This is a genomic window from Kitasatospora sp. NPDC085464 (assembly GCF_044541955.1).
Taxonomy (GTDB): Bacteria; Actinomycetota; Actinomycetes; order Streptomycetales; family Streptomycetaceae; genus Kitasatospora.
Genome location: NZ_JBITTM010000065.1, coordinates 1 through 14,297 on the forward strand (window position 1 = coordinate 1; position 14,297 = coordinate 14,297).

The window sequence follows — 14,297 nt, forward strand, 5'->3', positions numbered from 1 at the left end:
GGGCGACGGCAGCACCCGGCTCGTCCTGCTCCACGAACCCGGCCGCCCCCGCGGCGAGTTCGTCACCGTCCACCCCACCGGCAAGGACACCGCCGCAACGGCCGCCGCGCCCCACACACCCGACCACGAGGGCACCGCCCCCACCCTGCTCGACGGGAACCACCACTCGAAGCGGATCACCCTGCAGCCGGACAGCGAGCAGCCCGTCGGCCTCGTCGGCCACCCGCTGGACGACCCGCTGCGCATCCCCGACACCAAGGCCGACGACCCGTTCCCGGCCAAGAGCACGTGGAAGGCGATGGCCCGGCTGCGGCGCGAGGCGGACGCCCTGCCGGCGGACGACCCGCAGCGGCGCGTCCTGGAGCGGCAGATCCGCGGCCGGCAGGAAGGCCTCCGGGCCGGTTTCACCCGCTACCTCGGCAGCGAGGGCGGTGACCTCGCCGCGGCCCGCGACGCCCGCAACGCCAAGATCGCCCAGATCCTGGCGAAGCAGGACCGGCTCTCCGGCGCGCCGGGCGAGCGCTGGCAGGCCGACCACTACCGGGCGCGCCTGGACATGCTGCGCTCCCAGGTCCGGGACCTGGAGCACGAGATGGACCTGCGCGCCCTGGACGGCACGTTCAAGCAGCGGATGATCCCCGGCCAGCGGGACCTGGAGATGGTGGCCCGCCTACAGGACCCGCAGGCGACCGCCCCCGGGCACAAGCCGTGGACGGCCCAGGAGAACGCGTTCCTGGAGCGGCTCGCCGCCCGCACGGACTGGGCGGCCCTGCACCCGGTCCAGGCCGCCGCCCTGGTCATGATCGAACGCAAGTCCGAACTCTTCGCCCAGCGCCACCGCGACCTGCTCACGGACAAGCTCACCACCGCCACCGGCGGCTGGTCCTGGGCGGCGGACTACCCCCGTACCCCCGAGGCGATCGACCGGCTGATCACCGCCGTCGAGAACCACCTGCGCACGACGATGACGGTCGCCACCAACTTCCACCTCGACCAGGCGCTCAACGCCAACCGCCAGACCAGCTTCGGCACCCCCGGAGAATCCCCCGACGGCGCCGGCGCGCAGACGCCGCCCACCACCCTCCTGGAGGTGCTGCTGGCGGACGGCGACGGGCGCTTCCGCAACGTCTGGGAGACCAACGCCTCCCAGGCGGCCGTCCAGCCCTCGCGCCGCGGCGGGGTGGAGGAACACTTCGGCTACGCGCCCGTCCTGCGGCGCACCCGCGACAGCCGCGCGCTGTTCCAGGACACCGGCACCGACGAGAGCACCTTCGCGCCCCTGCCGCAGGACGTCGACCTGCTGCCGAAGTACGGGGCCCTGGTCTCCGAGTTCCAGCAGTTCGGCGTGGCGCAGCGCTACGGCGCGTTCGCGCTGCACTGGTCCGACGACATCCGCGGCCGCGTCAGCCACACCCCGAACGACTCCTGGACCCTGGGCCCGATGGGAGCCCGCTCGGTGACCTCCGACTCCCACCCGCTGCCGCTGCTCCTGTGGGGCGACGCGCAGCACGTGCGACGGGTCTTCGGCGAGGCGACCGCCTTCGCGCACGACCCGGCGCTGCGCCGGGAGATCCAGGAGCGGGCCGTCCACACCAACAGCTACTTCGAGACGCAGATCCACGGCCCGCTGAGCTGGGCCGACCTGGAGCGCGTCGTCATCAGCCACGAGCCCGCGGGCACGGAGGGCACCGTCGGCGGGCCGCCCACGCTGGAACGGGCCGAGGAGATCCGCCGGCGGCTGGAGGGCTTCGCCCGGGACAACGACCACACCTTCCGGGTGGAGCTGCGCCCGGTCGACCCCGCCGCGGAGCGCGAACGCCTGAACGCGCTCCTGGACCCCGCCCCGGCCCCCGCCCCGGCCCAGGCCCCGGCCCCCGCGCCGGTCCCGGTCCCCGCGCCGGTCCCGGACCCCGCGCCGGTCCCGGCCCACGTCCCCGCCCACGGCGGTGACGAGATCACCCCGGCGGACGGCATCCCGGACATCGTCGACACCGCCACCCCCCGACCGCTCGCCGACGAGGTCCTGGCCGCCCTGACCCCCGCCCGCACCCGCCGACCGGTCGTGGCGGAGGAGGTGGTGCCGGACGGCACCACCGCACCGGGCACCACGGTCGTCGCGCCGACCGTCACCCAGCCGTGAGTGAACGCCGCCGGTGCGGTCCGCCGTGGACCCAAGGGGAGACGGGCACCCCGGCCCACCGACCACCGCATCGCACCGGCACCACACCGTGGGGGAAACGACCATGACAGCCGACACCGCCGGGCCCGCCGCCGCAGTGGACACCGCCGCGGCGGACACCACCGCGGCGGACACCGCCGCGGCGGACACCGCCGGGCCCGCCGCCGCGGTGGACGTCCCCGTGCCCGAGCACGTCCGCGAGACGGCCCGGCTGGCGCCCGACCACTGGATCGGCGTGGTCGACCCCGTCTGGACGGACGGGCAGGCGCCGCCGGACTGGGCGGTGGTCGGCCACTGGCGCTCCGACGGGAGCGGCGCCACCGAGGAGTTCCGCCCCAACCCCGACTACCGGCCCTCCCCGCGGGCCCTCGGCTGGGCCGAGCCGACCGACGCCGTCGACGCCGCCGTCCAGCTCGCCGCCACCGGCTACGGCCCCGGCGAGGACGTGCTCGCCCGCCTCGCCACCGCCCGGCTCGCCGTCCCCGTCACCCCCGGCGGACACCCGCTGACCGCCGTCGACCCGGCCGGCGCGCCCGTCGTCCTGGCCTTCACCGCGGGCGACCACTGGGCGGCGGCGGGCCGCCTGGGCCACCTCCTCCTCGACGCCCGCGCCCTGCTGGACCGCCTCCCCGAGGGCCACGGCATCCTGCTCAACCCGACCGCCGACGCCATGCTGACCGTCGACCCCGACGCCCTGCGCGCGCTCACCCCGGCCACCGACCCCGCGCCCGCCCCGGACGCGCCCGCCCCGGACGCGCCCGCTCGCGACGCCGAAGCCCCCGCCACGGAGACCCCGCCGGCCGACCCGCAGGGGCCCGACGCCGAGCACGCGGCCGCCTCCGTCCTCGGCATCCCCACCGCCGCCGGACCACCGGACCGGTGACCACCGCACCCGGGTGACCACTCCACCCCGCCGCGCCCCGCAGCCGCCGCGCGCCACCCGCTGAACCCGCCGGGCCGCCCCGGCCGTCGGTCAGGAGAGGGGCCACTGCGCCGCGACCGGTGAGGTCGGTGCGGGCCGCCCCTGCCGGGTGTCGTCGTCGAGGGCCAGGAGGCCTGGGTGGGCAAGATGCGCAGCGGACGGGAGAGTCAGCCGTCGGGCGGGGGTATCCAACTGCCCGCCGTGGCCTGGGCCGTGCCCGAGCCGGCCGAGGAGTCCGGGAAGCCGGCGGAGGGCGCGCCCCGCGCCGAGGAGCAGGCGCCCGCGGCGGTGGGCGCCGCCGGGCCGGTGCCCGCGATCGGGACCACGGCCGCCCGGGCCGCGGCGGCGGGGCGCTCCCGCGCCGGGGTGAGCGCCGCGCCCGCACCGGCGGGGGCGGCCGAGGAGGAGGGCGGCCAGCGCCGCATCCCCAAGCCGATGGTGGCCGCCGCGGTGATCGCCGGCCTGGTGCTGGTCGGTGTGCCGCTGGGCGTCTCCGGGTTCGGCGGGAACGGCCCCGGCACGCCGGGCGCCGACGGCCCGCCGCCCGGCGGGTACTCCCAGCCGGACGGCGGCGACGGCTACGTACCGGGCGCCGACACGCCCGGCAACCCGCCCGGCGACCAGCCCCTGCAGCCGGGCCAGGACGGGCAGCCCGCCCAGCCGGCCGGCGGACCGCCGCCCGGGGAGGGCGTCGTGCCCGCCGCCGCCGGAGCCGCCGCGGCCGCCCTGCCCTTCGCCGCCCCGGCCCCCGACCCGGGCCAGGGCGCACCGTCGGCCGGCCGCCCCGCCACCGGCGGCGCCCCCGCCCAGGCGGGCGCGCCCGCACCGGCCCAGGGCGGCGGCCAAGGCGCCGCGCCGGGCACCGGCCAGGGCGCCGGCGCCCCGAAGCCCCAGCCCCAGCAGCCGCCCGCCGCCCAGCAGCCCCCGGCCGCCCAGCCCCCGGCCAAGACCACCCAGCCGGCCCCGCCGCCCCCGCCCACCTACAACGCCGTGGCGGGCCCCGGCTGCGGCGGCTCCACCTCCATGCAGCTCAACGGCTGGTACGACAAGGGCCAGGAGGGCTGGCGGAAGAACTCCGGCGGCTACACCGGCGACGGCTGCGGCGGCGGCTTCACCTCGGTGCCGATGTCCGGCGACGCGAACGACGACAAGAGCAACACGGTGGTGTGGACCTTCAACACCGGCTCGCTCACCACCGGCACCTGCAACCTGTCGGTCTACGTGCCCAACGGCGACCTCAAGGCGGTCGGCGGCGCCCCGACCTACTACACCGTGCAGAACCGGACCTTCCAGGTGAACCAGGTCGCCAGCAGGGGCCAGTGGGTCTCCGCGGGCACCTTCCCGCTCAGCGGCGGCAGGATCGCCGTGGTGCTGCACAGCCGCGGCGAGGACTGGAAGGGCGGCACCGTGACCTACGCCCACCACGCCGCCTCCGCCGTCAGGGCCAACTGCACCGGCTGACCCGGCCCGCCCCGCCACACCCCGGCGAGCCCCGGCCCGCCCGCCCCGGCGACCCGCACCACAGCACCACAGCACCACAGCCCCACGAACGACGGAGGAGAACGCCCCATGACCCGCCACGTGCTGACGGTCTGTGCGGAGCCGAGCGACGGCGGCTACCGCACGATCGGCGCCGCCCTGGAGGCGGCCCGCAGCGGAGCGGTCATCAGCGTCCGCCCCGGCCGCTACGAGGAGAACCTGGTGATCACCAAGATGGTCACCATCACCGCCGAGGAGGCCCGCGGCAGCGTCCGCGTCTCCCCGCGGCGCGGCGCCGTCGTCCAGGTCGTCGCCGAGGCCGTCCAGCTCACCGGCCTCGTCCTCCAGGGCCAGGACGAGGAACTGCCCACCGTCGACGTCCCCCGCGGCCAGGCCGCGCTCCAGGACTGCGAGGTCGCCGGCAACTCCTGGACCGCCGTCCTCACCCGCCAGCAGGGCTCGCTCGCCATGCGCGGCTGCCGCGTCGTCAACCCCGCCGGCGCCGGCATCGTCGAGACCTCCACCGGCACCAGCGTCATCGAGGACTGCGTCATCGAACACCTCGGCAGCTCCGCCGTCGTCATCGGCGAACGCGCCAACCCCGTCGTCCGCGGCTGCGTCATGCGCGACGCCCGCGGCAACGGCGTCTGCGCCAACGGCGAGGGCCGCGGCTCCATCGAGGACTGCGAGATCTCCGCCACCGACAAACCCGGCATCGCCCTGGAGGAGAACAGCACCACCCGCGTCCTGCGCACCACCGTCCGCGACGCCTCCATCGGCATCTACGTCTCCTCCGCCGCCCAGGTCCTCCTGGAGGACTGCACCGTCAGCGCCACCCGCGGCCACGGCCTGGTCCTGGCCGGCGGCACCGACCCGCTGGTACGCCGCTGCCGCACCGTGCGCACCCGCGGCCACGGCATCCACGTCACCGGCCGCTCCCGCGGCCGCTTCGAGGAGTGCGAGGTCTCCGCCGCCGAGACCACCGGCATCCTGGTCGACGAATCCTCCAGCCCCGCCCTGACCCGCACCGCCGTCGCCGACAGCGCCGGCGCGGGCGTCGAACTCACCGGCGAGAGCGCCGCCGAGTTCGACCGCCTGGAGGTGCGCGGCGCCGCCGGACCGGGCGTCAGCGTCCGCGACGGCGCCAACCCGCTGCTGCGCCGCCTGGACGTCGCCGAGGTGCGCGGCCACGGCGTCGAGGTCCTGCGGGAAGGCCGCGGACGGCTGGAGTCCTGCGTGCTGTCCGCCACCGGACAGGCCGCGCTGCACGTCGCCGACGGCGGCAACACCCAGGTCGGCGGCACCACCCTGCGCGGCGGCCCGCCCGCCGCCGGCCCCGGCAAGGCCACCGCGGTCACCGGCGTCGAGGTCGGCCCCGGCGGCGTCGCCTCCCTGCGCGACTGCGACATCGCCGAATGGACCGGCGAGGGCGTCCTGGTCGAGGACGGCGGCGAACTCACCATGGCCCGCGGCCGGGTGCACGGCAACCGCCGCCACGGCGTGCTGCTGGGCCCGGGCAGCCGGGCCGCGCTGACCGGCTGCGAAGTCACCGACAACGCCGGCGACGGCCTGCGCGTGGACTCCGAGGAACCCGTGCGGATCACCGGCTGCACCGTCGCCGGCAACCGCGGCTCGGGGCTGCGCCAGACCAGGGCCGGCGGCCGGCTCGCCGTGCAGGACCTCACCAGCCGCGACAACGGCCGCGCCGACAGCCACGGCACCGCCGGAGCCGGAGCCGAGGACGGCCCCGCCGCCGCCCGCCCGGCCGGCGCCCCCGGCGACACCGGTGACACCGGCCGCGGCCCCGCCGGCCACGACGACACCGCCGGCCCGGCACCGGACCCGGCCGCCGCCCCGCCGCCGCCCGAGCCGGAGGGACCGCAGGCCGCCCTGCAGGCCCTGGTCGGCCTGGAGGGCGTCAAGGAACAGGTCGCCACCCTGGTCAACCTCAACAAGCTCGCCCGGCGCCGCGAACAGGCCGGGATGCCCGCCCTGCCGATGGGCCGCCACCTGATCTTCGCCGGGCCCCCCGGCACCGGGAAGACCACCGTCGCCCGCCTCTACGGCGCCATCCTCGCCGAACTCGGTGTGCTGCGCGACGGCCACCTCGTCGAGGTCGCCCGCGCCGACCTGGTCGCCTCGATCGTCGGCGGCACCGCGATCAAGACCACCGAGGTCTTCCAGTCCGCGCTCGGCGGCGTCCTGTTCGTCGACGAGGCGTACGCGCTGTCCGCCGGATCCGGCGGCACCGGACCGGACTTCGGCCGCGAGGCCATCGACACCCTGGTCAAGCTGATGGAGGACCACCGCGACGACGTGGTGGTGATCGTCGCCGGGTACTCGGACGAGATGCGCGACTTCCTCGCCTCCAACCCCGGCCTGGCCTCCCGCTTCAGCCGCACCGTCGAGTTCCGCAACTACGCGCCCGAGGAACTGGTCACCATCGTCGAACGGGCCGCCGCCGCCCACGGCTACGAACTCGACGCCGCCGCCGTCGACGCGCTCGGCACGCACTTCACCCGCATGCCCAAGGGCGCCGACTTCGGCAACGGCCGCGCCGCCCGCAAGGTCTTCGAGGAGATGGTCGACCGGCAGGCCTCCCGGCTCGCCGGACTCGCCGAGGTCACCGACGCCGACCTGCCGCTGCTGCTGCCCGAGGACCTCGGCGCCGAGGCCGCCGCCGCGGCCCGCGCCGACACCGGCGCAGCGGGCGCCGACGGCGGCGGGAGCACCGCACTGCTGGAACAGCTGCGCTCGATGGTCGGCCTCACCGCCGCCAAGGAACAGGTCGAGAACCTGGTCAACCTGATCACCCAGGTCCGCCGCCGCGAACAGGCCGGACTGCCCACCGCGAAGATCAGCCACCACCTGGTCTTCGCCGGCCCGCCCGGCACCGGCAAGACCACCGTCGCCCGGCTCTACGGCGAACTCCTCGCCGAACTCGGCGTCCTGCCCGGCGGCCGCCTCGTCGAGACCGCCCGCGCCGACCTGGTCGGCCGCTACATCGGCCACACCGCGCAGCTCACCCGCGACGCCTTCGAACGCGCCCGCGGCGGCGTCCTGTTCATCGACGAGGCCTACACCCTCACCCCGCGCGGCGGCGGCTCCGGCGGCGACTTCGGCCAGGAGGCCGTCGACACCCTGATGAAACTCATGGAGGACCACCGCGACGAGGTCGTGGTGATCGTCGCCGGCTACCAGGAGGAGATGCAGGGCTTCCTCGCCTCCAACCCCGGTCTCGCCTCCCGCTTCTCCCAGCAGATCGCCTTCGACCACTACAGCGCCGACGAACTCGTCACCATCGTGCGGCTGCAGGCCGAACAGGCCGGCTACGTCTGCGCCCCCGAGACCCTCACCGCCCTGGCACAGCTGTGCGAAGCCGTCCCGCGCGACCGCACCTTCGGCAACGGCCGCTTCGCCCGCCAGACCCTCGAAGCGATGATCACCCGCCAGGCCGGCCGCCTCGCCCGGCTCGACATCGGCGACGTGTCGGAGCTGAGCCTGCTGCTCCCGCAGGACATCCCCGCACTGCTCCAGCGGAGCGGCGCGTGACGGGCGATCGCCCCCGTCCGCGCCGCGCCGGGCCCGTCCCGGCGACGGCCGCCACCGCGCTGTGCTGCGCCGTCCTGCTGGCGCCGGCCACCCCGGCCGGCGCCGCCCCCGGAGCCCCGGCCCCCGGAGCCCCGCTGCCCGGCGCCCCGGTCGCGGGCGTCCCCGTCGCCGGCACACCCGCCGCGCCGGGCACCGCCCGCCCCGGCCCCGCCCCCTCCGGCGGCGACGCCGCGCTGCCCGTGATCGGGCAGAACCGGGGCACCGCCCGCACGGACGGCTGCGTGAAACCCTCCGACAAGGACACCGACCGGATGCCCTGGGCCCAGGCCTTCCTGCGCCCCGAGACCGCCTGGCAGCTCGGCCGCGGCGCCGGCGTGACCGTCGCCGTCGTCGGCTCCGGCGTCGACCCGGCCTCCGGCGTCCTGGGCGAGCGCCTCGTGCCGGGGCCGCGCGAGTACGGCGACGGCGGCTCCACCCGCGACTGCGTCGGCCACGGCACCTTCCTGGCCGGGCTGATCGCCGCCCGCCACCGCGACGGCGTCGGCTTCACGGGCATCGCCCCCGAGGCGCGGATCCTCGCCGTCGCCGTGACCGACGACGCCGGGAACACCACCGCCGCCCTGCTGGCCAAGGGCATCCGCGACGCGGCCGACGGCGGCGCCCGGGTGATCGCGGTCGCCCTGCCCGTCGCGGCGGGCAACGAGGACCTGGCCGGCGCGGTCCGCTACGCCGACGGCAAGGGCGCCCTGGTGGTCGCCCCGGCCGCACCCGACCAGGGCGGCGGCCCCGGCGCCGCCCAGGCCCCCGCGCAGGTGCTCACGGTGTCCGACCTGGCCCCGAACGGCGCCCCGCCCGGCGGCGGTTCGGACTCCGGCGGGTCCGGCGGGTCCGGCGGGTCCGGCGGCTCAGGGGGTGCCTCCGGCGGGTCCGGACGCATCGACCTGGTGGCCCCCGGGGACGCCATGATGAGCGTCGGACCCGGCGGCAAGGGCTACTTCACCGGCTCGGGCCCCAGCTTCGCCGCCGCCGTGGTCGCCGGCACCGCCGCCCTGGTCCTCGGCTACCGGCCCGACCTCGGCCCGGCCCAGCTGAAGGACCGCCTCACCGCCACCGCCTACCACCCCGGCACCGCCCTGCCGGACCCTCGCCTCGGCTACGGCACGGTCGACCCGGCAGCCGCCGTCGGCGCCCCCGCACCCGCCCCCGCGCCGTCCGCCCGCCCGGCCCCGACCACGGCCGCACTCCGACCGCCGCCCCCCGACCCGGCCGGCCGCGAGGCGATCATGACGGCGGGCGCCGTCCTCACCGCCGTGGCCCTGATCACCGGCACCGCGCTGGTCTGCACGGCCGGCCGCCGCCGCGCCTGGCGCCCCGGCCGCTGGCAGGCCTGACCCCCGGGGACCCGGGAGCCCGACCCGGGCCGAGGCGGGCCGGGTCGGGCCGGGTCGGGCGTGCGAGCGCACGCTCCGCCCGGCCTCCGGACGCCCATGACGACGCGTCCCCGGCCGACATGACGTCCCGTCGCGTGACCGGCGTCGAACGCGGCTGCTAGCAGGCGGGAACGGGCCCGCCCACGAGGCCCGAGGGCTGCGCGAGGCCCGCGGGGTGCACGGACTGCACCGGGTGTGCGGGGTGGGCGGCGCCGAGGTTCATTCCCTCGGCGACCGCGGCGGCGAGTTCGAGGTGGGCGCGGCGGGTGCGGTGACGCAGCTTCGCGGGGTCGAACGTCCCGCCGAGGGCCAGGTGTTCGTCGAACGGCAGGACGACCGCGGCCCGGCACAGCCGCTCGAAGTGCGCGACCATCGTCTCCGCCTTCACCACCCGGCCGGTGCCGCGGACGCCGGAGATCAGGGTCACGCTGCGCTGCGCCAGCGCGCCGTACCCGTTCGCGTGCAGCCACTCCAGGGTGGCGCCGGCGCCGCTCGCGCCGTCGATGCTGGTGGTGGCGGCGATGACCAGCTGGTCGGCGAGGTCGAGCACGGCGCTCATGGAGCCGTGCAGCAGGCTGGTGCCGCAGTCGCTGAGGACGATCGGGTACTGGCGGGCGAGCAGGTCGACCAGCTGCCGGTAGTCCTCGCCGCCGAAGCCGGTGGCGACCGCCGGGTCCGGGTCGTTGGCCAGGACCTCCAGCCCGCTGGCGGTCAGCGAGGTGAAGCGGCGGATGTCCATGTAGCCGGTGATCGAGGGCGCGGCGGCCAGCAGGTCCTGGACGGTGGCCGTGGTCTCCCGGCGGACCCGCCGGCTGAGGGTGCCGGTGTCCGGGTTGGCGTCGACGGCGATCACCTTGTCGGACCGGGTCTCGGCGAGGACGGAGCCGAGGGCCAGCGTCGCGGAGGTCTTGCCCACCCCGCCCTTGAGGCCGACGACGGCGATCCGGTAGGAGCGCTGCAGCGGCGTGCGGATGACGGCCTCCAGCCGTTCGCGCTCGCCCCGGCCGAGCGCGGCGCCGAGGCCGATCCCGCGCAGGCCCCGCCGCGCTGCGGGCGCGGCGGGTGCGGCGGGGGCGTTGACCGCCTGCGCGTGCGGCACGCGCGGGGCCGTCTGGATCGGCGGGGCCGTCTGGATCGGCGGCGTCGGCGGGGCCGGCGCAGCGGGGTGGACGGGCGGCGCGGGCGGTACGGCGAGGAGCAGGGCCGGCTGCGGCTGCGGCAGGTGTTGCGGCGGCAGGTGCTGCGGCTGCGGCGGCGGGGGCGGTGCCTGCGGGGGGAGTGCGGCGGGCAGCGGCCGGGCCTCCGGGGGCACCAGCACCGTGCCCATGGCGTCCAGCGGCCGGTGCCACCGCGGTCCGGTCTCCGGCAGGGGCGCGGCCTCCGGCCGGGGTGACACGGGCCCGTACGCGGGGGCGAGGTCCCAGTCCGCGTCCTGCTCCAGTCGCCGTACCCGCTCGATGACCGTGTGGTCGCCCGCCACGCCATCGCCTCCTGTCACTACGTGTGCCCGGCCCCCGCCAACCTCCTCAACGGCCCGGGGCGGCGAACCCGTTCAATGCCGGGGCCCGCGGCCCCGGGCAGGCCGGAGGAGGAAGGGGCCGGCGGGGGAGCCGGGCGGGCCCGGGGTGGCGGGCACCGGGCTCAGTGCGGGTGCCCCAGGTACGGGAAGGCGGGCAGCAGGTCGGTGTGCGGGCCGATGTGATCGGTGGGCACCGTCCCGTCGGTGAGCATCGACAGCCGCGCCGACGTGACGTCGTCGCTCAGCGTGCGCCCGTTCGGGTACCCGGCCGGACGGGCGCGGTCGTAGCGCAGGACGTCCGGCAGCACGATCCGCAGCTGCGCCTCGGCCGCGTCCGTGGTGTACCCGCCGAAGTGCTGCAGCCTGGCCGTCCACGGCTCGCGATAGGTCTGCCAGTCCTCGGCGGGCTCACCGGCGTTGTACGCGTCCTTGACGTCCTCCTCGTTGAAGTACGCCGTCAGCGACGGGTGCGCACCCCGGTCCACCGACACCAGCCGCCCGTCCCTGCGCACGCTCACCCGCGCCCACACCCCGATCTGCGGCGCCGCACCGAACTCGGCGTCCGGCGCCTCCAGCACGATCCCGAACACGTTCTTGTCCGCGCCCCAGTCCACCCCCGTCCACCGGAACTCGTGCACGATCCCGTCCAGGTCCGCGAAGAACGGGTCGCTGCGCAGCCCCGCGCTCACCCGGTACGGGCCCGCCTCCACCACGGCCGGGGTGCCCGTGAAGCTCACCGGCGCCCCCGACACCAGCGGCTCGCCCGTCGCCTCGTGCCCGCGCGCCCCCTCACCGGTGGCCCGCCGCACCGTCATGGTCTGCGCCCCGTCCACCGGTTCGGAGAACGTGAAGCTGAACGCGAGGTCGGCCCGGTTGTCGCCGTCGGTGTCGACGTTGATCCGGTACACCGCCTCCGGGTGGAAGGCCTGCCCGCCGGTCGGCGCGACCGGGTTGACGTTCATGATCAGCACGGTGCGGCCCGGCTCCGGCGCGGCGAAGGCGAACAGGTCGGTCAGGTCCAGGCGCGCGTCGCCCTCGGGCGAGCGTAGGTTCGGTCCGCTGAGGTGGTGCGACAAGACGGTCTCCGGCTTCGAGTGCGTGCGTACGTGCCTCGGGTGCTCCGTACGGATGGCCCCGCCCCTGCCGCCATTGCTAGCACGACCGCCCGGCCCGGGCCCGCCCGCTGCTCCGCGCGGGTCAGGCCCCGCCGCGGGGAGCCGGGGGAGCCGGGGGAGCCGGGGGTGGGTGGGCAGGCGCTGCTCAGGGGGCCGCCGGCGCCTGCTCGCCGAGCAGCACCGGCAGCGCGTGGTGCCCGTTGGAGATCATCGACTCGACCGGCCGCAGCTCGGTGCCCGGCGCGAGGGCGAGGTCGGGGAAGCGCTCGAAGAGCCTGCGCAGCGCGGTGCGCCCCTCCAGGCGGGCCAGCGGGGCGCCGAGGCAGAAGTGCGGGCCGTGGCCGAAGGCGAGGTGGTCCTTGGCCGGGCGGGTGACGTCGAAGGCCGCGCCGCTGTCACCGTGGCGGGCGGGGTGGCGCCCGGCGGCGGCGTAGGAGCCGAGGATCGCCTCGCCCCGGGGGATCGCCGTGAACACGAACCACCTCCTTCCCCCCGCCGCCGGAGCCGCCGCGATCCGCCGCCTCACCGAGCCCGGCTACCGCGCGCCGCTGCTGCTGGCGGCCGTGCTGGCCGCCGTGGCCGCGGCGCCGGGCGGCTACGCGCACCTGGCCGCGACGCTGCTGACCGCGAGCGCCGGCATGCTCGCGATGCTCCCGCTCGCCGTGGTCCACCTGCTCCCGGCGCCGGTCCTGGTCCTGCTCGCCCTGGCCGCGGCGGCGCCGGCCGCGTTCCCGGCCGTACGGCGCCGGGTGCGGCGCTTCCACCGCCCCGGCAACAGCGCCCTGCTGGGCTGCCTGCTCGCCTCGGGCGCGGTCGTCGCGGGGGCGAGCGTGCCGGGCCTGGACTACGGCCTGTGCGGGGCGGGCCTGGCGGCGCTCGCCGTGCTGCCGTTCGCCTGGACCGTCCGGCAGCTGGTGCTCACCTCGGGCGGGCGCACCGCGGACGGGCGCACGGCCCGGGTCGGGGGCGGCGGGCGGTGGCGCTGGGTGGCCGCGCCGCTGGTGGCCGGCATCGCGGTGCCGCTGGCCTGCTCCGACGTGCCCCGCGAGGCCCGGTTCGCCCTCGCCCGCCCCGCCCTGACCGTCGCCGCCCGGCAGGCCCTCGACGGCGGCACGACCCGCGGCGCCTCGGGCTGGATCGGCGGCCTGCCGATCGGCAACGCCGAACTCGTCGGCGGCGGAGTCAGGTTCACCGTCTCCGGCACCGGCGTGTTCGCCGGCCACGGCTACACCTACTTCCCCTCCGGCGCCCCCGCGCCCGACGGGTACACCCCGGTCGGCGACCACTGGTACGAGTGGTCGGGGCCCGACCGCTTCTGAACCACCGTCAGCGCCGGCCCCGCCCTGGCGGGTTACTTCGAGCGCACCGCCGAACCCGCACCGCCGAACCCGCGCCGCCGAACCCGCGCCGCTGACCGCCGCGCCGCTGACCGCCGCGCCGCTGACCGCCGCGCCGCTGACCGCCGCGCCGCTGACCGCCGCGCCGCCCGCCGGCGTGGTGTGCCGGGCGAGCAGGGCGCGCAGCGCGTCGGGGGAGGAGGTGGCGCGCTTGGGCAGCACGACGAGGCAGTTGCCGCTGCGGTTCAGCACCACGAACAGGTGCTCGGTCTCCAGCGAGCGCGGCACCCGCGCCCAGGGCATCACGCGGGTGCCGCGCGCGTCCGTGACGCTCACCCCGGTGCCGTCCACCACCGCGCGGTACCGGCCGCCGCGCCGCTGCGCCCGCCGGTGCGCCGAGAGCACCTGGGAGCGCGGCGCGAACAGCGCCGTGGCCGCCAGCAGGGCCACCAGCCCCACGTCCGACAGGTGCGTCGCGCCGCTCGCGGCCCCCAACACGCAGCCGAGCGCGGCGACGGCGGCCGGCACCCACACCGCCACCCGCACCACCCGGCCGACGGTGGTGTGCCGGGCGTGGGCGGCGATCGCCTCACGGAAGTCCTCACCCGTGGGCGCGTACGCCGGCTCCATGCGCTCCTGGTCCACCGCGTGCCTCTGCCTCTCCTTGATCCACTGCCCGGAGCGGCGGAGCCTGGCAAACGGCGGCCCGGCCACGGCCCCCGGCCGACCCCGTGACCAGCGGCTCTCCACGATCCCGCACCCGT

General features: G+C 77.4%; 8 protein-coding genes and 1 pseudogene. 6 read left to right on the forward strand and 3 right to left on the reverse strand.

The window, feature by feature from the left end; all coding sequences use genetic code 11:
- From ACIGG8_RS37850 to ACIGG8_RS37870, 5 genes are all read left to right on the forward strand, one after another.
- A partial coding sequence (locus ACIGG8_RS37850; protein ID WP_396553145.1) for a hypothetical protein occupies window positions 1–2,140 on the forward strand: 2,140 nt, incomplete at its 5' end.
- A 103-nt stretch (window positions 2,141–2,243) separates the two neighbouring features.
- Entirely contained in the window at window positions 2,244–3,062 is an 819-nt protein-coding gene (locus ACIGG8_RS37855) for a type VII secretion system-associated protein (RefSeq protein WP_396553146.1), read from the forward strand.
- A 177-nt stretch (window positions 3,063–3,239) separates the two neighbouring features.
- Window positions 3,240–4,562, forward strand: coding sequence for a hypothetical protein (locus ACIGG8_RS37860; RefSeq protein WP_396553147.1), 1,323 nt, complete (start codon window positions 3,240–3,242; stop codon window positions 4,560–4,562).
- Window positions 4,563–4,670: 108 nt separating this feature from the next.
- Window positions 4,671–8,132 carry a right-handed parallel beta-helix repeat-containing protein gene (locus tag ACIGG8_RS37865; protein WP_396553148.1) on the forward strand — a complete coding sequence of 1,154 codons (3,462 nt, stop codon included), beginning with the start codon at window positions 4,671–4,673 and terminating at the stop codon, window positions 8,130–8,132.
- A complete protein-coding gene (locus ACIGG8_RS37870) occupies window positions 8,129–9,523 on the forward strand; it encodes a S8 family serine peptidase (protein ID WP_396553149.1) in 1,395 nt (464 codons plus the stop codon). Before ACIGG8_RS37865 ends, ACIGG8_RS37870 begins: the two co-directional genes overlap by 4 nt.
- A 157-nt stretch (window positions 9,524–9,680) precedes the next feature.
- Here the strand turns inward: ACIGG8_RS37870 and ACIGG8_RS37875 are convergent, their stop codons facing one another.
- From ACIGG8_RS37875 to ACIGG8_RS37885, 3 genes and pseudogenes are all read right to left on the reverse strand, one after another.
- Window positions 9,681–11,042, reverse strand: a complete 1,362-nt coding sequence (locus tag ACIGG8_RS37875) for a MinD/ParA family protein (protein WP_396553150.1) — start codon at window positions 11,040–11,042, stop codon at window positions 9,681–9,683.
- Window positions 11,043–11,203: 161 nt separating this feature from the next.
- The gene (locus ACIGG8_RS37880; RefSeq protein WP_396553151.1) at window positions 11,204–12,157 is read right to left on the reverse strand and encodes a DUF4331 family protein; all 954 of its coding nucleotides are present in this window, start codon (window positions 12,155–12,157) and stop codon (window positions 11,204–11,206) included.
- 184 nt (window positions 12,158–12,341) lie between these two features.
- Window positions 12,342–12,659, reverse strand: a pseudogene (locus ACIGG8_RS37885) (cytochrome P450); the annotation flags it as partial.
- A gap of 4 nt (window positions 12,660–12,663) precedes the next feature.
- Between ACIGG8_RS37885 and ACIGG8_RS37890 the strand changes: the two are divergent.
- The gene (locus ACIGG8_RS37890; RefSeq protein WP_396553152.1) at window positions 12,664–13,515 is read left to right on the forward strand and encodes a hypothetical protein; all 852 of its coding nucleotides are present in this window, start codon (window positions 12,664–12,666) and stop codon (window positions 13,513–13,515) included.
- Window positions 13,516–14,297: the final 782 nt, after the last annotated feature.

Coding starts and splice junctions, on each gene's coding strand:
- ACIGG8_RS37855 (WP_396553146.1), top strand. CDS start 2,244: ATGACAGCCGACACCGCCGGGCCCGCCGCCGCAGTGGACACCGCCGCG.
- ACIGG8_RS37865 (WP_396553148.1), top strand. CDS start 4,671: ATGACCCGCCACGTGCTGACGGTCTGTGCGGAGCCGAGCGACGGCGGC.